Genomic DNA, 19,007 nt, shown 5'->3' on the forward strand with positions numbered 1-19,007 from the left:
TTGAGTGAGTTAGCGATTGAGTGATTATTGCTTTGGTGAGTGATTAATTCGATCAAATTAAACCTAAACACTTGATAATAGCCGTTTTATTAAAGCTTAATCAACAATTCAGCCATTTAACAATTAAACCATTCACTCATTCACTAACTCACTCAATAAATTATTCCCACTCGATGGTAGCCGGTGGTTTCGAGCTGATGTCGTATACCACGCGGTTTACGCCTTTTACCTTGTTGATGATCTCGTTCGATACATCGGCCAGGAACTCATACGGTAAACGGCTCCAGTCTGCCGTCATACCGTCGATGGAGGTCACGGCGCGGAGGGCCACCACATTCTCGTAGGTACGCTCATCGCCCATCACACCTACTGATTGCAGCGGAGTCAGGATAGCGCCTGCCTGCCATACCTCGTCATACAGACCGGTTTTCTTCAGGTTGCTGATAAAGATGTGATCAACCTGCTGCAGGATGTGTACCTTTTCCGGTGTGATATCGCCCAGAATACGGATAGCCAGACCCGGACCAGGGAAAGGATGGCGGCCGAGAATGTTTTCGTCAATCTTCAGGGTTCTGCCTACTAAACGCACTTCGTCTTTGAAAAGCGTCTTGAGAGGCTCCACCACTTTCAGTTTCATAAAATCAGGAAGGCCGCCCACGTTGTGGTGCGACTTGATGGTAGCAGAAGGACCTTTCACGCTCAGTGACTCGATTACGTCCGGGTAGATCGTACCTTGGCCGAGCCATTTCACACCTTCTATCTTGTGCGCTTCATCATCGAACACCTCAATGAACACGCGGCCGATCGCTTTACGCTTGCCTTCGGGGTCAGAGATACCGGCGAGTGCGGAGTAGAAACGGTCTTTGGCATCCACACCTTTCACGTTCAGACCCATGTGCTTGTAAGAATCGAGCACTGATTCGAACTCGTCTTTGCGCAGCAGTCCGTTGTCTACGAAAATGCAGTACAGGTTCTCGCCAATGGCTTGGTGAATCAGCATGGCAGCTACGCTTGAGTCCACACCGCCAGAAAGGCCAAGCACGACCTTATCGTTGCCTAATTGCTCTTTCAGTTCAGCCACGGTAGCGTCCACAAACTGCTCGGAGGTCCAGTCCTGCTGGCAACCGCAGATGTGCACCACAAAATTGCGAAGCAGGGTTTTGCCCTCGTCAGAGTGCGTTACTTCCGGGTGGAACTGAATACCGTAAGTTTCCTGATCGCGCAGCTTGTAAGCGGCTACGCGCACGGTTTCTGTACTGGCTATTACTTCAAAATTGTCTGGAATTTCCTTGATGGTATCGCCATGCGACATCCAAACCACTGAACCCGGTGTGAGTTCTTTCATCAGGCGATTGGCGGTGTGCAGTTCAGAGAGTCTGGCGCGGCCGTATTCGCGGATAGTGGAGGGAGTCACTTCGCCCTGGTGCTCGAAGGCGATCAATTGTGCGCCGTAGCACACGCCCAGCAGGGGCAGTTTGCCCATAAACTGGTTCAGGTCGATGGTGGGGTGTTCGTGGTCGCGCACCGAGCAGGGGCTACCCGATAGAATAACGCCTTTCACATCTTCCGTTAGTTCCGGAACATTATTGTAAGGGTAAATCTCACAATACACATTTAGCTCGCGCACCCGTCTGGCGATCAACTGGGTGTACTGGGAGCCGAAATCGAGAATCAGTATTTTTTCTGGCATGCGCAAAGGTAAGGCACTTTAGGCTTTTTTGCCAAAAATAGGGGAGATATGTTTTGAAGTAGGGATTTTGCGCCTGACCGGCGGGGTATGGCGCGAGTGTCCTCGCTCGTGACTAATATAGTGGGGTCTCTGGCCCAGTGTCAGGTATACCTTTACCTATACCTATACCTATACCTGGCGTAGCTTCGGTCATTCTATACCTTAAGCTGTATTGCTTTGTAGCTTCGCCTGTGCGGCGGGCACTCACTTTTTGTCTTGACACAAAAAGTGAGCAAAAAAATCAAGACCCTCCAAATCGAGGGCCCCTACCCCCACTCGCTGAACGCTCAAACAGTGGAGTGTCGTTTGGTGCACCTGGCACTGCTATCCACTTTGTAGTGAGCGTGCAAGTTATTCTTGCTATACCTACTCGTAACTGTCATTTCGACCAGCGGGAGAAATCTGGATTATTGAGACTGGGCGGCGGATTTCTCACTGGCGCTCGAAATGACAGAATCATGCCTGAATATAGCACTATACTATAGAGCTTATACCTAATTAAATGGCAACACAAGGTTCCTCGCCTTAGACAAGGAGGGGTTAGGGGTGGTTGGATCCGGTGTAGCAAAACAGAAGCTACAGAGTCTATACAATAGGTATAGCAGCTACAGAAAAGTCCCCTCTCGAGAGGGGTAGGGGTGTGTCAATCGTGCACGAAAATCCCGTAAATCCTTGAGGCAGGGGCCCTGTGTATAGATTCAGCCAAGCTGCAGACCTCGCGGTGTGCGCAGCTCCCGCGAGCGTCTAACTATACCTGTCTCTGCTCATTTACCGCTGTTCTGTTAGACGCTCGCAAGTCTAAACACACTGCGAGGTCCGCTATCCTTAACATCGATATCAATCCTGTCAATCCTCTAATCCGGTAAATCCTGATTCAGACGTGCCATTCACGAGACATCAAATACCTTCATCCAAAACTAAACAACCTGATTAGTAGCATGAACGCCTCCAAACGGCAATTCTAACAGATAAATCTTTAAAAGATGCTTGCACTGAAAGATATTCTTCGTACTTTTGTAACGGCAAATCGGCACGGCCAGCTCCCGTCGAACTCCCCCAGGGCCGGAAGGCAGCAAGGGTAGACGGTCGATGCGGCGCGATGTTGGTTTGCCACTTTTTTTTGCCCCTACTTTTCTGACCGGCCCGCTGCCGGTCTTTCTTGTTAAGCCAAACAGCGCTCGCTCTCCTTCACTATACCATGTCCTGTAGTCGGTTAACCCGCGATAAAGGCCTTATACCTTATTTGTCCCGCATCTTTTGTGCAATGTCTTTTGACTTAGGGCATATTGCGTTAGATTTGTAGGAAAATCTACATCCTCAGCATTATGAAATTCTTTGTTGATACTGCAAACCTGCAGGAAATTCAGGAAGCGCACGACCTCGGTGTGCTCGACGGTGTTACCACCAACCCATCGCTGATGGCCAAAGAAGGCATCTTCGGACACGACAACGTGATGGCGCACTACAAGCAGATTTGCGAAATCGTGGATGGCGACATCAGCGCGGAAGTAATCGCGACAGATTATGAAGGCATGGTGCGTGAAGGCGAACTGCTGGCCGAGCTGCACCCGAACATTGTGGTGAAAGTGCCCATGATTCGCGACGGCGTGAAGGCGATCCGTCACTTCAGCGAGCGTGGCATTAAGACCAACTGTACGCTGGTGTTCTCTGCCGGTCAGGCTATTCTGGCTGCCAAGGCAGGTGCTACATATGTGTCTCCTTTCGTAGGTCGTCTGGATGACGTGTCAACAGACGGATTGCAGCTGATCGAGCAGATCGTGCACATTTATGGCAACTACGGTTACCAGACACAGGTGCTGGCTGCCTCTGTGCGTCACGTGATGCACTTGGTGCAGTGCGCTGAGCTGGGTGCCGATGTGGTAACCTGCCCGCTTTCTGTGATCACGGGCCTGCTGAACCACCCACTGACTGACATCGGTCTGCAGAAGTTCCTGGCCGACCACGCCAAAGGAAATAAGTAATAATGAATGACTAATGAGTAATGGTTAATGAAGTATAGTGAATAAGGTATAATACTTAAACATTCTGCTTCATTAATCATTATCCATTCTATATCAGATCAATTATTCATTAGTCACTACTCATTATTCATTCAAAAAAGATGTACATCATCAAAGTAAAGGGCAAGGCCAAAATTCCGGATTACATTCAGCTGCGCGACGATAACTTCGTGCTGATCGCCTACTTTAGGGCAGACCGCCCGCTCAAGAACCTCGACCGCTATGGTCTGGAGGGCAAGGAGGAGGAATTGGCGGCACTGATCGAGTCCCTTGAGTTTGGTAAACTGCAGCAACTAGACATTTAATTTTCTTATGAGCTTTTCTTCTTCCAACCCTGTAGTGTCGCTACGCGACGTGGCTATTTACCAGGATGTGAACACTGTGCTGAGCAATGTCAACTTCGACATTGACAAGGGCGAGTTCGTATACCTGGTGGGGCGCACAGGTAGCGGTAAAAGCTCGCTGCTCAAAACCCTCTACGGCGATCTGCCTCTCCAGACTGGCGTGGGTCATATTGCCGATTTCAAGCTGAGCAAATTGCCGCGCAAGCAGGTGCCTTACCTGCGCCGCAAGATCGGCATTGTGTTTCAGGACTTTCAGCTTCTTTTCGACCGCACGGTGGCCGAGAACCTGGCTTTTGTGCTGAAAGCCACGGGCTGGAAAGACAAATCGAAGCGCAAGCAGCGCATCACAGAAGTACTCATGCGGGTGGGACTCGCTGCCGCTGCCACCAAACTGCCGCACCAACTCTCAGGAGGCGAGCAACAGCGCATTGTGGTTGCCCGCGCGCTCCTCAACGAGCCGGTTATCCTGCTGGCCGACGAACCTACCGGTAACCTCGACCCGATCGTGGCCGACGGCATCATGCAACTCTTCAACGAGATCAACAACAGCGGCACAGCCGTACTGATGGCAACCCACAACTACGAGATCATTCACCGCTACCCGCACCGCGTACTCAAATGCGAGAACGGCAAAGTGCTCGACTCCAAGGTGGAAGACTTTAACCTGACGACCGGGTATTAGTTTTTTGACTATTTGACAAAAGACTTTTCGAAAGGTGGCTTGGTAATTAGCTTTGGCACGAGCCATTAGGAGAGCTTAACTCCACTTGAGTCTGTTGCTCCGCATTCTTAGCTTTCATGCCAAAGGAAGTGTGGAGGAGCCGCACGCACGTTTCTGTAATCATCTCTTCTTACTCAAAAAAGTCCATGTCCTTTGTCAAAGAATTTCTTTGTCAAGAGACCTTTACACTTTTCTGCGCACGTAATTCAGCAGCCATTCGTTCATAGCGGGGTATACCCGCAGGCCCAGCATCAGCCCCATGTAAATGGACGTGATAAGCAGGGAGCGCACCAGTATGTCCAGGTATAGGTTACCGAGGAAGGGGAGCAGGTATGAGGCGCCCAAGGCCAGCGCTGCAATGGCTGTCACGCCCACCGAGCTCCAGGCGAAAGGCTGCATTTTGTAAAGCCACTGCACAAAGAACAGGCGCAGCAGGTTGATCGTCACATAAGAGATCATGGAGGCAAAGGCTGCCCCGTCGATGCCGTAGCGCGGAATGAAAATTAGATTCGTCCAGATCGTAAGGCCAGCCAGCACCGCGTTAAAGAGCAAATCCCAACGATATTTTTCGGAAGTAGCCAGAATGATGCCGTTTATACCCGTGGCCAGGTCGATGATGCGGGCCACGGACAGGAACAGCACCACATACTGGCCTGCCCGGTAGGTCTCCGGCATAAACGAGAAAAGATTGTCGATATTGGCCCAGATACCGATAAACAGCAGCAGGCCGATGATCAGGTTGATGAGCGTGATCTGCTTGTATAGGCTCGCCATACCCGTCATATTCTTATCCTTCCAATACTCCGCCACTTGCGGAAAAGCAATTTTGAAGATAGAGCGGGCCGGCACCATAATGGCGCTGGTCATAAAGAAAGCCGTGGTGTAAATACCATTGTCGCCCAGGCTGTAAGAGCTGATCATGATCTGGTCGACGGTGGTAATGATGGTAACCGAGATATTGCCCAGGAAGGTGAAAAAACCATAGTAGAGCATCTCGCGCAGGGGCACAATGCTGAGAGCGGCCAGGCGTGGGCGCAAAAACAACTGCTTCAGCCAAAGCGCATACACCACCAGCGTGAGCGTGATGGTGGCATTGATGACGATGTAAAGCAACACGAACTGCCTGAAGTCAATCCAGTCAATCGCGTAGAGCCCGATGAGCGCCGTGGTCAGGATGCGCAATAGGAAATCCTGGGCGAAAGACGAGATAATGGTCTTGAACAGGGAGCGCAGGTAGGCCGTGAGCAGGTTGAAGAGCAGCGTGAAAAAGGCCAGCGGGATGACGAAGTAATAGTAATCGAGCAGGAGAGGGGAATTCTCGATGTAATAGTCCACTACCACTGGCTTGAACAGCAGGAAGAGCCCCGTGATAGCGCCAAAGCCCAGCACAGGTATAGCCAGCAATAGAAACAGGAAACCGTGGTGCTCTTTGCTTTTGTCCCGGAAATAGGGGAAGTAGCGGACACTCATGTTCACGAAGCCGAGTGCTGAGAACTGCGCAAACATCACCGAAATCTGAATCAACAGGCGGGTGAGGCCCACTTCCTCCTCCTCCAGATAGTTCGGGAAAAGCAGGATGGTGTTCACATAGCCGATCACAATACCGGCGTATGAGATAATGGTGTTCCAGATGCCTTCTCGCTGGAGGTGTTTGCTCATGTTTCTGATTCAGCCCACAAAGGTAAAGGATTCTTGTAATTAGGCACGCTGCGTCAGAATCGCCTTCACAAAATCAGCTGCCAGCACACTGCTTTTGCCATCGTAGTCCGTTCCCACAGTTGCATTATAATATTTAGCCCGCAGGTATACCTCCGGTTTGTGCACTATACCTTGCGCGAGCATCGGTTTCAGGGTAGCATAGGAAGTCGCCTCTTCTACAAGGCCCTGTCTCACATAACCATAATAGTCGTGCAGTTCTTCTTTCGGATTGAAGTTAAAATAAACAGACCACACATTCAGCAGCACAGCCTCCAGGTGGATGCCGGAGTTGCCACTCACCAGCATGTCTATACCTTGCAGGTACTCAAAAACGGACTCTTGCCTTGGGTTGGTCAGGATAACATTCGGGCTGATGCCGGTGGCAAAGGTATAGCTGCGTTTGTCGCGGGGGTGGGCGCGTAACAGGATACGGAGCTGTGGAAAATCACGGCTGATCTGGCGGATCAATTGCTCCACTTCCTCCACCCGGTCCATCAGGTTGCAGGCAATGCCCAGCGTTTGCACTTGCTGGCTCCTGTTACGAAGCGGCACGAACCTATCGGCTTTCGGCATCCCGATAAACTCCACCCGGCCTTGTACCGGCCCGCACTGTTTGTACTTATCCAGCGAATCCTGCCCCTCGAGCAGGTTCAGGTCAAAAGCCAGGGGCGGGAATAAGTTGCTCACGCTCGAGTGCTGCACATAAACAGTAGGTATACCTAGTTCTTTTGCTGCCAGCAGCATGGCCCGGGCGTCGGCGTTGTGGTCGTTGGCAAACACAATCGCCTGCGGACGGTAGTTCCGGAGCTTCTGCAGGTATACCTCATAAAAGCCGACGGCATCGTAGAGCAGGTCCACAAAGCGGAGCGTACTTTGTCTGCGATGTGACAAAAACTGGAAGAACAGGGGTAGAAATTTATAGTAGTAGAGCAGCTTTTTGCGGAGAGAGAGACGCGCGACCTGCTGGTTATACCTGCCAATGGCCTTGCTCTGACCCGCCACCAGCACGGCATCAGGTATAGCCGCCTCCAGAAAGTGCAGACTGTCGTAATTGTTCTGACTCACCACATACAGCCATACCTTGCCCTGCAGTCGTTCCGGCTGTTCCACGGACTTAAACAGGTTGCCCAGCAGCCGCACCAAGGTATAGCCGGCCATGCGCAGCAGTCGCATCCCCGGATTACTGGGTGAGGCGGCGTTTTTGGCGCTTTCCGGCAGTCGGTAAAAACCCTCGGAAAAGTGCAGGTATAGGATGTTGCTGTAGCGCGTATACCAGTCTTTCATGTGTTATACCATGTCCCAGCTCAGTGGCGTGCCCGCTTTGATGTCCTGCGCGGCGCTTTTGCCCAGCAGGCTTTCATAGTGCTTCGGCGGCAGCCCCAGGCCCGGCCTGATCACCCGGATGTTCTCTTTGGTGAGTGCTTCCCCTGCCTTGATGTCTTTGGAGGCATAAACGGAGCGCTTGAAGAGCCGGCTCTTTTCCTCGGCTCGCTGCACACCGTACTGCACGTGCCCCAGCGCCAGCCAGGCCCTTTCCGACTCCACCACCAGCGACCGCAACTCGGCAGGCTCCAGCGAGAAGGCTGAGTCCACCCCGCCGTCGGCGCGGCTAAGCGTAAAGTGCTTTTCGATGACAGTGGCACCTAGGGCCACAGCAGCCACGGAAGCACCCACCCCCATAGTGTGGTCCGACAGGCCGACCTGCAGATCGTAGAGCGCGTGAAGGTGCGGGATGGTGCGCAGGTTGGTGTTCTCTGGGGTGGCCGGGTAGGTGGAGGTGCACTTGAGCAGGATCAGCTCCAGGCAGCCCTCCTCGCGCAACACCTGCACCGCCTCGGCCACTTCTTGCACAGTGGCAGCGCCGGTGCTCATGATCACGGGTTTGCCGGTGGCGGCTACTTTGCGCAGCAGCGGGTGGTCGGTGTTCTCAAACGAGGCGATCTTGTAGGCCGGCGCTCCCAGGCTCTCCAGAAAATCCACCGCCGACTCGTCGAAAGGGGAGGAGAAGGCGATGATGCCGCGCTCCCGTGCCCGCTCAAAGATCGGCTGGTGCCACTCCCAAGGGGTATAGGCTTCCTTGTAAAGGTCATACAGCTCACGGCCTTTCCACAGGGAACCCTCGTCCTCAATGGTGAGGGCGCCAGGCAGCGTCATGGTGTCGGCCGTATAGGTCTGCAGCTTGATGGCGTCGGCTCCGGCATCCGCGGCGGCGTCTACGATGGCCAGCGCCCGCTCCAGCGACTGGTTGTGGTTGCCCGACATTTCGGCGATGATAAAGGGCTTGTGCGATGGCCCGACCAGGCGGCCGGCAATGCTGATATCGTTAATCATGGTTTCTGTTTCTAAACTATTCGCTGGCCTTTGGCTGCCAGATAAAACGGAAAGCTTTCGGATGTGCCGGATCAGGTTCGCCGTAAGCAAAACCGGCTTTTTCAAATGACCGAACTGAGGCTGTGTTCTGCTGCTCCACCAAACCCACCACCGACTTTACATCCGGTCTATTTTGCAGCAGTTGGTATATACCTTTGAGCAATACCGTGTGCCCGAGTCCTTTGCCCCGGAAGTCTGCCCCGATCAGGTAGCTGATGGTGGCTATACCTTGATTCAGGTCAAAGCGGATGTGGGCGGCTGGCTTTCCGTCTGCCTCGGCAAGATAGAGCATGGCATCGGGGTTGTCAAGTTTGGTCTGAAACCAGCGGGTGTGGTCCTCCAGCAAAATAGGTTCCGGGTTGAAGGAGTGCCGGCGCACTTCCGGATCATTGGCCCATTCAAAGAGCAGTTGCAGGTCCTCAGATATAACTTTCCGCAGTTTCAGACTGGTTGCCAGCCCTAGCTTTCGGAATACCTCTAGTAGTCGCTCCGGGCTTTTGCCGTCGAAGTACTGACGCTGGGTAGCAACCTGAGATTCAAACTCCTGCTGACTTATACCTTGCTGCAGAACTTGCGAAAGGCTGTTATAATATCGCGCTATACCTGTTGAGGTTAAGAATTGGTACATCCCTGCCTGGTTATCCACGGTCTGCTTCACAAAAAGAGCGCCTCCTACGGCAGCATATTCATAAGAAATGCCGCTGGCGGAAGTGACGGCCGCATGGCAATTCGTCATCAAACGGCGCAAGTTTTCGGCAGACAAGTCACGGTGCAGTTTGGTCTGTGTATAGTTTTTTAGTTGCTGTTTCAGCTCGTGCAGGTAGGTATAAGCGCTGCCAACTACCACTTCGATATGCTTCACGGTAGGTATAGCCAATAGCGTTTCCAGCGCTTGTAAGGTATGGTTGTCCGGGTCGGCGCCTCCCATGCAGACCAACACCCGCAACTCGCCCTCCGGTAAGGGGCGGCTGGCTTTAGCTGATCTTAAAAAGGCAGGACGGAGTAGCGCATAATGTGGCCCCAGTAGCAGCCGGGTATAGGGGGCAGTATCATAGCGTTCAGGCGACACACCGCCGGCCTGGTTGATGACCGCATCGGCTACAAAAGGATAGGCATGGATGTCATCGATGCAGACTAGCGCAGCACCGCGTGATTTTAAGTTCTGTTGGTAAGCCGTGCCAAAGGTATAGCCGTCCAGCACCACGATCTCTTCTTCAGAAACGTAAGCGTCCAGCTCGTGAACAAAGCGGTCCGCATCCGGTTCGGCGGGCGGGAGCACGATGATGCCGTCGCAGACCTCCCGGATCCGCTCCTGCAGCGCCTGGTCAGGCGACTGGATGGCGAACACGCATTCAAACTCCCGGCGCAGCATGTGCACCAGCGCCAACGAGCGCGTCACGTGGCCCAACCCGATGCGGCTGTTCCCGTCTGCTCTGAAAATGATGCGTGTCTTCTTGTTCATGCTATTGTATTGTTAGCAGCCGACTAGAGCTTCCGCAGTGCCCGCGTAAATCCCCCGGCCTGCAGCAGCATTTTGGCAGCGGCCATTTCCTCTTCTTCGGAGTTGAAAACCTGCCGCTGCGAATTAGCCGCGTTGAGTTCCTGCAACCAGGGCTGCTCCTGCAGCAAGGCGGCAATCTGCTCGTTTGTCACCGGCTGACCCGGTTTCCAAAGCCGCTCCATGATCAGGGAGGCCAGAGCGTAGTCCGTAGGGTAGTCTACGGTCAGGCGCAGCGCTTCGATGGGAGAGGGGAACGGAAATGCTTGCTTCTTGAACCCGGCTGTTCTTCTGATATAAGGTGTCACATGTTCCCGGTCGGCAGCTTCAGTGGCTTCGGCGGCGGCTGCTTCCAGGGCCTGTCGCGTGAACACCTCCACATTAGTGCCGAGCGGCAGGCCGGTGGTGATGATATAATCTGATCCTGTTTCCAATAATCGGTTCACCGCCTGGTCAATCGTCTCGGACATCACAAAAGGGTTATCTCCCGTGAGACGCACGATCACATCCAGCTTATAGGTATAGGCCGCTTGCCGGAAGCGCTCCAGCACGTCGTCGGCCGGTCCGCGCATACAGGTTATGGCTTTTTCCTCACAAAAAGCCTCGATGGCATCGTCAGCACTACTCGTTGTAGTAGCAACAATTGTCTGTTGCAATGTGCTTGCTGCTTGCGCATGCGTCACCACATGTTCCAGCAGACTTGTGTTACCGCTGAATGGGAGTGGCAGCAGCGCCTTGCCCGGCAGTCGCTCCGAGCACAGGCGCACTTGTATGATCGAGCCGACCTTTACCATGCCGTCCAGCCTCCGTCCAGCACCAGGTTCTGCCCCGTCATGAAGGCCGACGCGTCCGAAGCCAGGTATACGAAGGCCCCCTTCAGGTCGTTTGGCTGCCCGATGCGGCCCAATGGATTCTTCTTTTTCAGTTGATTTACAAACCCTTCATTCTGCTGCACCTGCTCGCTCGGGAACGGTCCCGGCGTAACGGCATTGACGGTAATACCCTCCTTGCCCAGGTAACAAGCGAAATAGCGCGTAAGCTGCAGCACGCCAGCCTTGGCGGCTCCGTAGTGCGGCGGATTCAGAAAAGCCGGACTTTCGTCGTAAATGCTGAAATCCGGCGAAACCATGCCGTACATGGAGGACACGTTGATGATGCGGCCGCCGTTTTGCTTCAAGTATGGAATCACCTCCCGGATGCAGCGGTACACACTGTTGAGGTTGCCGTCGATGCCGTAAGCCCACTCCTCGTCTGTAAGTTGCTCCGGATGCTGTCCTTTGGAGTAAAAGGCGTTGTTCACCAGCACGTCAATGCGCCCTGCTGCCTGCTGCATCTGTTTGAACGCTGCAGCTACAGTGGCCGTATCTGATATGTCGCAGTAGACGAAGGAGATTTTCAGATCGGGCTGCTGTCCGAAAGCGTCCTGGAATTTATCCTCGCTCCGGCCCAGCACATAGACAGTGGCCCCGGCCTCGGCCAGTCCTAGGCTGATGGCGGTGCCCAGGTGACCGTAGCCACCCGTGACGAGGGCCACTTTGCCAGTCAGGGAAAATAAGTCGGTCAGTTTGCTACTCATCGTGCGGGCCAGTTGTAGGGTAAGAGTATGTGCTCGTTTTCTTCTTTCAGTTCTAAAAGTGCGGTATAGAGCTCAGCAGGGAGTTCTACGCTGCTGTAGCGGATATTCTCCTGCAGGGTCTGCAGGCTCTCCACCCCAACCACCACCTGTGAAATATAGGAATTTGCCAGCGCAAAAGCCAGACAAACTGCTCCGATCGGGAGTTGATAGCTTTCGGCCATTTTTTGGAGCTGCTCCAGCTTGGGTGCCACTTCCTGCAGGTATAGCGGCAACTTGCCCGGCTGCATAAAGTAGAGCCCCTGCAGGTATACCGAGCGGATGTGTGTTTCAATGCCACGGTTGCGCAGCTCGGGCAGCAGTTCCTCGAATCGCCTGTCGAATACGCTGTAGGGGAACTGCAACAGGTCGATCAGCGCCTCCCTTTTCAGTAACTCCTCAGCCTCAGACGGATGGTAAAGAGAGATGCCCACTTTTTCGACCAAGCCTGACGCTTTCAGTTCCAGAAGCTCATCTAGTATACCTGGCCTGCTGCTGTAACTGGCGTAGCTATGCAGCAGATAGCCGTAAAGCCTGTCAACGTGTAGGCGCTCCAGCGATTCCTGGAAGGCCTGCCGGATGCTTTTGTCGGGTTGGTTGGGCGGGTATTTGGAAATGATGCGGTATGAGTTTGGCAACGCGGGTAGGACATTGCTCAGGCACGCTTCGCTGCTGCCGTAAGCTGCGGCTGTGTCCAGGGTGCCTATACCTGCCTTCGCCGCCTCTTCCAGAATGGCGCTTACTTCGGTCTGAGGAATCTGACCGCGCTGGTTGCTGATACCATAGGCAAGTCCGAACTGCGCCGTGCCCAGGACCAGCCGCTGTCCCGTTGATGTTGTGTCCGGACTCAAGCCTTGCAAAACGCTTTTACTTTCTCGATCACGTATTGCTGCTCCTCGTCCGTCAGGCTCGGGTACATGGGCAGGCTCAGGCAGGCCTCGTAGTAGCCTTCAGCCTCTGGAAAGTCGCCCTTTTTATAGCCCACACCGCGGTAGTAGGGCATGGTGTGGGCCGGGATGTAGTGCACCTGCGCAAAGATGTTGTGCTCGCGCAGGAAGTCGTACAGCCCCTTGCGGTCCTGTACCTGAATCACATAAAGGTGGTAGGCGTGGCCTGTCTCGCCGTCTGCTGTCAGCGCTGCTGGGTTGGTGCCCAATACGTCTATACCTGTCGCGCCTGCGAAGGCTTCGTCGTATACCCGGGCGATCTGCTTCCGCCGGGCCATGCCCTCGTCGGCTCTGGCCAGTTGGGTGATGCCCAGGGCGCAGAGCATGTCGGGGATGCGGTAGTTGTAGCCCAGCTCCTGCATCTCCATATACCAGCCGCCGTGGTTCTCCTGCAGCAGCTCCGGATCACGGGTGATGCCGTGGGTGCGGTATAATAAAAGTTTCTTGTAGAGTTCCTCGTCGTTGGTCGTGATCATGCCGCCTTCGCTGGTGGCGATGTGCTTGACGGGGTGAAACGAGAAAATGGCCATGTCGGCATAGCGACCGTTGCCGCAGAACTGCTTTTTACCCTGGCTGTCGACAAAGAAGCCACCCGGCGCGTGTGCCGCGTCCTCCACGATCCACAGACCGTGCTCGTCTGCCAGCTCGCGCAGTTGTTCCAGGTTGACAGGGTTGCCGGCGAAGTCCACCGGAATGACGCCACTGTAGTAGCCTTTTGGCTTGCTCTCCACCATTTGACGTACCTTGGCAATGTCGATCAGAGCCGTGGCCGGGTCGATGTCGGCAAACTCGACCGTGCCGCCGCAGTAGCGCACGCAGTTGGCCGAGGCCACGAAGGTGATGGGCGTGGTGATCACGCGCGAGGTCTCGTTCACGCCCAACGCCATGGCGCACAGGTGCAGGGCGGCCGTCCCGTTGCTCACCGCCACAGCATATTTAGCGCCCACATACCTGGCGAAGGCCTGCTCAAACTCGGCCACCTTCGGCCCCTGTGTCAGGAAATCCGACTGCAATGTTTCCACCACCGCCTGTATGTCGGCCTCGGTGATGTGCTGGCGTCCGTAGGGGATTGGCTTCATGGTTTTAATTCGTAATGAATAATGAATAGTGAGTAATGGTGAACGAATAATGAGTAATAATTAATGTGGACTGCTACACCAAAGAGCAAATCATTATTCATTACTCATTATTAATTAAACACTAAAGCTCGCGTCCACGTGCTGACGGATCTGCTCGCGGAGCTGCTCCACGCTGAGCCAGTCGTTGTTAGTGCCGGAGTTGTACTTGAAGCCCAGTTCTACCATCTTGCCGTTGTGGGCCTTCATGAAGTCCTCCACTTTCCAGAGTGGGGTTGAAGGAACGATCACGTAGTATTTTTCGAGCTCCACGGTGTTGAGGGAGTCGGTTTCGGTGATCATCTCTTCGTGCAGTTTCTCGCCCGGGCGTATACCTACCACTTCCTGCTTGCAGGTAGGACCAATGGCCTCGGCCAGGTCAGTAATTACGTAAGATGGTATCTTCGGCACAAAGATCTCACCGCCCCAATGGTGCTCCAGCGCATGGAAAACCAGTTCCACGCCTTCTTCCAGCGAAATATTGAAGCGCGTCATTTCCGGGTGGGTGATCGGCAGTACGCCTTCTTCCCGCTTCTTCAAAAAGAAAGGAACCACCGAACCACGGGAGCCGATCACGTTGCCGTAGCGCACCACCGAAAACTTGATGTCGCGCTTGCCTTTCATGTTATTGGCGGCCACAAAAAGTTTGTCGGAGCACAGTTTGGTGGCGCCATACAGGTTGATCGGAGCGGCGGCTTTGTCGGTAGAGAGCGCCACCACGTGCTTCACGCCTGTGTCGAGGGCAGCGTTGATAACGTTCTCAGCACCTAGCACGTTTGTCTTGATGCATTCCATCGGGTTGTACTCAGCGGCTGGCACCTGCTTCATGGCGGCAGCGTGCACAATAATGTCGATGCCCTCACACGCACGTTTAAAACGGTCGCCGTCGCGCACGTCCCCAATAAAGTAGCGGACAGAATTATACTTGCTGTGTGGGAACACCTGCGACATCTCGAACTGCTTCAGCTCGTCGCGGGAGTAAATCACCACGCGCTTCACATCCGGAAAGCGCGCATATACCATCTCCACGAACTTCTTCCCAAACGAGCCGGTGCCGCCTGTAATCAAAATAGACTTATTGTTAAGGTCTAATGCCATGTTTCTTTTTTACTTAATAAGCGGGCCAGTTAATCGTAACCCACGCCGAGGTGCAAGTTAAATATTTAATTGCTGATTGGTAATTGTTAAATTGTTGAATGGATAAATTGTTGGGTGCAGGTTGGTAGTTGCCCGTGGAAATTGTTAATTGCTCGTTGTTGGCCGTTTAGATTGCTGAGTTGTTAACTCTCTGAATATATACAAAGGGGCCTTACCCCAGGATTTAGAGGATTTTAAAATTTTCAGGATTGGTACACAAGCATAATTGATGTTGAGAATCCTGTTAATCCTTTAAATTCTGATTCAGACAAATGACTTGTGCTAGAATCGGACAGGTCGCGACCTGTCCCTACGAAGAACGCTGTTTCAATGTAGGGACTTTTTAACTCTTAAACTCCCAAACTCCACCTATTTCATGTTAAAAAAAGCATTCTTCAGTTTGCTGCATACTCTGGGTTACTACTCCCGCTATACCTCCGTATTGCATCACCCTGGCAAACAATTGCTTAGCCAAACTTGCGTGCTAGATTTCAATGCAGATGAGAAAGCTTTTCTTGAAGATTCGGCGAGCAGCTTTAACTACGCCATCGACTATAGCTTGGGCTACCGGCAAAAGGAGCAGTACCTGGTCCGGCTGCAGGATGTGGAATTGCTAGGCAACTCCGGTGCTTTGGTGCTGGACGGCAATGTGGTGGTGGAGTCGGTGGGGGAGGTGAGCCGTCTGGCTAAGTCCGATGCCTTTAAGGAGGTGTCTTTGCTGCTGCCCAAGCGAAAAGCCGGTCGCTATACCTCGGTGCTTTTCCTGCCCTGGGCTGATAACAACAATTATCACTGGTTTTTTGACTGTCTGCCGCGGCTATACCTGGTGCTGGAGCACACGCAGGAACCGATCAAGGTGATTATGCGCCGTGACATGGCCCCTTACCAGCTGGAAACATTTGCTTTCGTGCTGAAAGATTATCCCCAGGCCGAACTGGTCTTCATTGATAAACATGAGAAATGGCGATTAGATGAATTTGTTTTACCTTCTTTCATAACCAATGCCCAAAGCGGTTACCTGCCCCACGAAGTGGCCGAGTGGCTGCGGCACAAGGTATGGAAAGGCTATGCAGTGGAGCAAAGCGGTCGCAGAAGACGCATCTACATCAGCCGAGCCAAGGCCAAAACCCGCCGGGTGCTGAACGAGCAGGAGCTACTACCGCTTCTTGAAAGGTATGGCTTTGAGATGGTGCGGGCCGAGGAACTGACCTACCAGCAGCAAGTGCAGCTCTTCTTTGAAGCCGAACTCGTCATTGCTCCCCATGGCGCCGGGCTCACCAATTTGCTATTCTCGGAGCAGTGCCAGGTGCTCGAGTTTCACCCGGCCAATCTCATCAAAACCCACTACTTTCTGCTCTGTAAAGCGCTTGGTTTCCGGTACAGCGCCCTGGTTGGAACGACAGGGGACAGGCTGGAGAATTATACCGTATCGGTTGAGGAGGTAGAAGCCTGGATGAAAGGTATAGGAGTTTAGGTATATTTAGTTAAATTTAAGTTGTAGGGTGGGGCAGGTTTAGGCTTTATCCAGCTATAGTATGGATAGTGGGAGTAGGTACTTCTGCCAGCAAGTAGTTGGCGTACATTGGAAATATGAATAGACAACAAGACATTGAACAACTGTTTTCAATGTTTCACGACTTTGAGTTGAAGGGTGTGAGCAAAGACGGGGAAGCTTTGACTTTGGAGTTTGTGATTCCTTGGGGGCAGGTATGGAATCCTGTCGTTTTGGAATACCAAATAATAGTTGAGCTGTCAGGGTGTAGGGATTTACTTTGCGAATTCTTTGTGTTTAAAGACTATGAAGCTAACAAGTCAAAGCCTCTTGCACTCCAAGAAACAGAAAAAAGAATAACAAACGACCCACAGACCTTGGCGAAACTGGGGCTTGAAGTTCAAAGCTATACCTATACTACACCTGACATTTACGTGCTTCATTGCAATAGTTCTAAAGAAATTGCTGGTGGTGAATTGACTTTTACTGTAACAGATTACCAAATCTTCAATGATAACGGTGAACCTTTGACACTTGGCAAACTGAAGCAGTGGGCTAGTCAATGGTGGGATAGTATACAGGAGATGTGGGACGAGCAGAAAAAATAAAAACAACGAAGCGCCAACAAAGCACATGTGTAAAGCAGAGTATACGCCTTGCTCACCTCATGTCTCAGCTGTTAGTATTCACCAACCCACCACATGAAACAACTTTACCTCGCCCTGTTCATCACTCTCGTCATTCTCTCCAGCTGCTCCACTTCATCCCCCAACTTCCAAAGCATCTACCTCAGCGATCTGGAGCATGATCAGGCCAGGTATCTTGCAAACTTCAAGGAAATCCACGCTATTGTGGAAAGCAAGCATCCGTACCTGAAAACGAAAGGTATACAGCCAGACTCTCTTTATGCGAAATACGCTACCCTAGTCGCAAAGGCAGAAGACAATGCAGCTTATGGCAAGCTGATGCTTCAATATTTTGGTGACCTACAGAATGGACATTCCAATGTGTATTTCCGCAGGGGTGTCATCAACTGCAGTGCTGTTTTGGTAGAGGACAGGGTGTTTATCAGCAACGTGTGGGACGATCGCTTTGCTGCAGCAGGTATAAAGGGGCGGGACGAGATCCTGGAGATCGACGGTATACCGGTGCTGGATTGGTTGGAGCGTGAGAAAACTTATGTGTCTGCTTCCACAACGCAGGGTAGAACCGCTTTGGTACTTAGCAATAACCTTTTTACCAGTTATTTCAAGGATACCCGGCGCTACCTCATCCAGACTGCCGATAGTCTGAAGGAGATTGCTATCACCTTCGATGATCAGGCTTCTTCGCAAGCGCCAGGCTATACCTTGGCTACCGGGAAAAGCAATTCTGAAGAGGTCGGTTATATCGCCATCAATGGGATGCGCGGCGATGTGGTGGAGCAGTTTGTGCAGCATTACCAGAGGCTTAAACACAAGCCATACCTGATCATTGACCTCCGAAACAACGGTGGCGGAAATTCTGCTCTGGGTGAGAAAATGGCTGCCTACCTGATCAAAAGGAAATACAAGGCGAGTGTTTCACGCAAGTCGCTCATCCCAGGCGCGGACAATTACCAAGGTAACTTACTTGTGCAGACGAGCGGCTATACCTTCTCGTCTGCCGAGAGCTTTGCCATAGACCTTTGGGAGGGTGCGGATGCCGTGCTGATCGGCACGCCCACCCACGGCGATACCGGCAATGGCGCCACCCTGTTTGCGACTAGTCAGGGCCTGACTTTCCGTATACCTACCCGCGAGCCCAGAGTTTCTGTCGGAGGCTTTCCGATGGAAGGCAAATCCATACCAACCGCCCACCTGGTAGCACCCACCGCAGCGGATTTCCTGAAAGGAGAGGATACGGTGCTGAGCTATACCCTGAACTTAATCAATCAAGGTATAGCAAGTAAAGCAGAAAAACAGTAGATTTAATTTTCACCGATCCTTCCAAAGCCAAAGAAATCAACACATGAAATTTCTCAAGATCCTATACCTGGTATTTGCTGCTGCCATGCTGGTAGATTTGGTAAGCTCCTTCTATACCTCAGAAGAAGTTTACCGGGTGTTCTTCTGGGAGACAAACGTCTGGTGGTACCGGATTTATAAGCTTTCTTTCCTGCTGCTATTTATCTCTGCCTTCTGGGAGCAACAGAAGCGTGAGAAATTAGATGGTTAGCAGGTGGCTTACATCTTAAATATAATTCTATTATTTATGCTTTTACTGAAATCATGGAACAGTAATTGCTTGTATAGAATATTAAGAATACCTTGTATTTAGCGTCCCACCTTTAACAAAACTTAAA

General features: G+C 52.4%; 18 protein-coding genes and 1 other RNA gene. 8 read left to right on the forward strand and 11 right to left on the reverse strand.

All coding sequences use genetic code 11. The annotated features are described in order from the left end of the window. Positions 1-160: 160 nt before the first annotated feature. Both guaA and B0B12_RS20175 read right to left on the reverse strand, forming a co-directional pair. A complete protein-coding gene (gene guaA / locus B0B12_RS01490) occupies positions 161-1,690 on the reverse strand; it encodes a glutamine-hydrolyzing GMP synthase (protein WP_076665734.1) in 1,530 nt (509 codons plus the stop codon). Positions 1,691-1,802: 112 nt separating this feature from the next. Next, on the reverse strand, positions 1,803-1,952 hold the full coding sequence (locus tag B0B12_RS20175; RefSeq protein ID WP_170871798.1) for a hypothetical protein: 150 nt from the start codon (positions 1,950-1,952) through the stop codon (positions 1,803-1,805). A 796-nt stretch (positions 1,953-2,748) separates the two neighbouring features. Here B0B12_RS20175 and ffs point away from each other — a divergent pair. The 4 genes from ffs to B0B12_RS01510 all read left to right on the forward strand — a co-directional run bounded on the left by ffs (position 2,749) and on the right by B0B12_RS01510 (position 4,776). After that, positions 2,749-2,846: signal recognition particle sRNA small type (ffs, locus tag B0B12_RS01495), an RNA gene on the forward strand. Between the two features lie 208 nt (positions 2,847-3,054). Beyond that, the gene (gene fsa, locus B0B12_RS01500) at positions 3,055-3,711 is read left to right on the forward strand and encodes a fructose-6-phosphate aldolase (RefSeq protein WP_076665735.1); all 657 of its coding nucleotides are present in this window, start codon (positions 3,055-3,057) and stop codon (positions 3,709-3,711) included. Between the two features lie 140 nt (positions 3,712-3,851). Continuing rightward, complete coding sequence (locus B0B12_RS01505; protein ID WP_076665736.1) at positions 3,852-4,055, forward strand: fructose-6-phosphate aldolase; 204 nt, start codon at positions 3,852-3,854, stop codon at positions 4,053-4,055. Between the two features lie 7 nt (positions 4,056-4,062). After that, positions 4,063-4,776, forward strand: coding sequence for a cell division ATP-binding protein FtsE (locus B0B12_RS01510; RefSeq protein ID WP_076665737.1), 714 nt, complete (start codon positions 4,063-4,065; stop codon positions 4,774-4,776). Positions 4,777-4,998: 222 nt separating this feature from the next. On the opposite strand, the gene B0B12_RS01515 is transcribed toward B0B12_RS01510, so the two are convergent. From B0B12_RS01515 to pseB, 9 genes are all read right to left on the reverse strand, one after another. Continuing rightward, entirely contained in the window at positions 4,999-6,474 is a 1,476-nt protein-coding gene (locus B0B12_RS01515; protein WP_076665738.1) for a lipopolysaccharide biosynthesis protein, read from the reverse strand. Positions 6,475-6,513: 39 nt separating this feature from the next. Next, complete coding sequence (locus tag B0B12_RS01520) at positions 6,514-7,797, reverse strand: glycosyltransferase family protein (protein ID WP_076665739.1); 1,284 nt, start codon at positions 7,795-7,797, stop codon at positions 6,514-6,516. A gap of 3 nt (positions 7,798-7,800) precedes the next feature. Continuing rightward, complete coding sequence (pseI, locus tag B0B12_RS01525; RefSeq protein ID WP_076665740.1) at positions 7,801-8,844, reverse strand: pseudaminic acid synthase; 1,044 nt, start codon at positions 8,842-8,844, stop codon at positions 7,801-7,803. Positions 8,845-8,860: 16 nt separating this feature from the next. Beyond that, a complete protein-coding gene (pseG, locus tag B0B12_RS01530; RefSeq protein ID WP_076665741.1) occupies positions 8,861-10,345 on the reverse strand; it encodes a UDP-2,4-diacetamido-2,4,6-trideoxy-beta-L-altropyranose hydrolase in 1,485 nt (494 codons plus the stop codon). A 23-nt stretch (positions 10,346-10,368) separates the two neighbouring features. Next, a complete protein-coding gene (locus tag B0B12_RS01535; protein ID WP_076665742.1) occupies positions 10,369-11,175 on the reverse strand; it encodes a cytidylyltransferase domain-containing protein in 807 nt (268 codons plus the stop codon). Continuing rightward, a complete protein-coding gene (locus B0B12_RS01540; RefSeq protein WP_076665743.1) occupies positions 11,169-11,957 on the reverse strand; it encodes an SDR family NAD(P)-dependent oxidoreductase in 789 nt (262 codons plus the stop codon). The genes B0B12_RS01535 and B0B12_RS01540 overlap by 7 nt, the downstream gene beginning before the upstream one ends. Beyond that, positions 11,954-12,844 (reverse strand): aldo/keto reductase, encoded by an 891-nt coding sequence (locus B0B12_RS01545; RefSeq protein WP_076665744.1) that lies wholly within the window; start codon positions 12,842-12,844, stop codon positions 11,954-11,956. The genes B0B12_RS01540 and B0B12_RS01545 overlap by 4 nt, the downstream gene beginning before the upstream one ends. Continuing rightward, positions 12,841-14,019 carry a UDP-4-amino-4,6-dideoxy-N-acetyl-beta-L-altrosamine transaminase gene (pseC, locus tag B0B12_RS01550; protein WP_076665745.1) on the reverse strand — a complete coding sequence of 393 codons (1,179 nt, stop codon included), beginning with the start codon at positions 14,017-14,019 and terminating at the stop codon, positions 12,841-12,843. Before pseC ends, B0B12_RS01545 begins: the two co-directional genes overlap by 4 nt. Positions 14,020-14,133: 114 nt before the next feature. After that, positions 14,134-15,153: a UDP-N-acetylglucosamine 4,6-dehydratase (inverting) gene (gene pseB, locus B0B12_RS01555; protein WP_076665746.1), complete on the reverse strand. Its 1,020-nt coding sequence runs from the start codon at positions 15,151-15,153 to the stop codon at positions 14,134-14,136. A 415-nt stretch (positions 15,154-15,568) separates the two neighbouring features. Between pseB and B0B12_RS01560 the strand changes: the two genes are divergently transcribed. The 4 genes from B0B12_RS01560 to B0B12_RS01575 all read left to right on the forward strand — a co-directional run bounded on the left by B0B12_RS01560 (position 15,569) and on the right by B0B12_RS01575 (position 18,880). Beyond that, complete coding sequence (locus tag B0B12_RS01560; protein ID WP_076665747.1) at positions 15,569-16,666, forward strand: glycosyltransferase family 61 protein; 1,098 nt, start codon at positions 15,569-15,571, stop codon at positions 16,664-16,666. A gap of 116 nt (positions 16,667-16,782) precedes the next feature. Next, the gene (locus B0B12_RS01565; RefSeq protein ID WP_076665748.1) at positions 16,783-17,292 is read left to right on the forward strand and encodes a hypothetical protein; all 510 of its coding nucleotides are present in this window, start codon (positions 16,783-16,785) and stop codon (positions 17,290-17,292) included. A gap of 93 nt (positions 17,293-17,385) precedes the next feature. Further along, positions 17,386-18,630, forward strand: a complete 1,245-nt coding sequence (locus B0B12_RS01570; RefSeq protein ID WP_076665749.1) for a S41 family peptidase — start codon at positions 17,386-17,388, stop codon at positions 18,628-18,630. Positions 18,631-18,673: 43 nt separating this feature from the next. After that, entirely contained in the window at positions 18,674-18,880 is a 207-nt protein-coding gene (locus B0B12_RS01575; protein ID WP_076665750.1) for a hypothetical protein, read from the forward strand. Positions 18,881-19,007: the final 127 nt, after the last annotated feature.

Source organism: Pontibacter indicus, assembly GCF_900156345.1.
Taxonomy (GTDB): Bacteria; Bacteroidota; Bacteroidia; order Cytophagales; family Hymenobacteraceae; genus Pontibacter; species Pontibacter indicus.

Excerpts from the sequence above, each read along its gene's own strand:
- guaA (WP_076665734.1), bottom strand. The coding sequence starts at position 1,690 with ATGCCAGAAAAAATACTGATTCTCGATTTCGGCTCCCAGTACACCCAG.
- fsa (WP_076665735.1), top strand. The coding sequence starts at position 3,055 with ATGAAATTCTTTGTTGATACTGCAAACCTGCAGGAAATTCAGGAAGCG.
- B0B12_RS01505 (WP_076665736.1), top strand. The coding sequence starts at position 3,852 with ATGTACATCATCAAAGTAAAGGGCAAGGCCAAAATTCCGGATTACATT.
- B0B12_RS01510 (WP_076665737.1), top strand. The coding sequence starts at position 4,063 with ATGAGCTTTTCTTCTTCCAACCCTGTAGTGTCGCTACGCGACGTGGCT.
- B0B12_RS01515 (WP_076665738.1), bottom strand. The coding sequence starts at position 6,474 with ATGAGCAAACACCTCCAGCGAGAAGGCATCTGGAACACCATTATCTCA.
- B0B12_RS01520 (WP_076665739.1), bottom strand. The coding sequence starts at position 7,797 with ATGAAAGACTGGTATACGCGCTACAGCAACATCCTATACCTGCACTTT.
- pseI (WP_076665740.1), bottom strand. The coding sequence starts at position 8,844 with ATGATTAACGATATCAGCATTGCCGGCCGCCTGGTCGGGCCATCGCAC.
- pseG (WP_076665741.1), bottom strand. The coding sequence starts at position 10,345 with ATGAACAAGAAGACACGCATCATTTTCAGAGCAGACGGGAACAGCCGC.
- B0B12_RS01535 (WP_076665742.1), bottom strand. The coding sequence starts at position 11,175 with ATGGTAAAGGTCGGCTCGATCATACAAGTGCGCCTGTGCTCGGAGCGA.
- B0B12_RS01540 (WP_076665743.1), bottom strand. The coding sequence starts at position 11,957 with ATGAGTAGCAAACTGACCGACTTATTTTCCCTGACTGGCAAAGTGGCC.
- pseC (WP_076665745.1), bottom strand. The coding sequence starts at position 14,019 with ATGAAGCCAATCCCCTACGGACGCCAGCACATCACCGAGGCCGACATA.
- pseB (WP_076665746.1), bottom strand. The coding sequence starts at position 15,153 with ATGGCATTAGACCTTAACAATAAGTCTATTTTGATTACAGGCGGCACC.
- B0B12_RS01560 (WP_076665747.1), top strand. The coding sequence starts at position 15,569 with ATGTTAAAAAAAGCATTCTTCAGTTTGCTGCATACTCTGGGTTACTAC.
- B0B12_RS01565 (WP_076665748.1), top strand. The coding sequence starts at position 16,783 with ATGAATAGACAACAAGACATTGAACAACTGTTTTCAATGTTTCACGAC.
- B0B12_RS01570 (WP_076665749.1), top strand. The coding sequence starts at position 17,386 with ATGAAACAACTTTACCTCGCCCTGTTCATCACTCTCGTCATTCTCTCC.
- B0B12_RS01575 (WP_076665750.1), top strand. The coding sequence starts at position 18,674 with ATGAAATTTCTCAAGATCCTATACCTGGTATTTGCTGCTGCCATGCTG.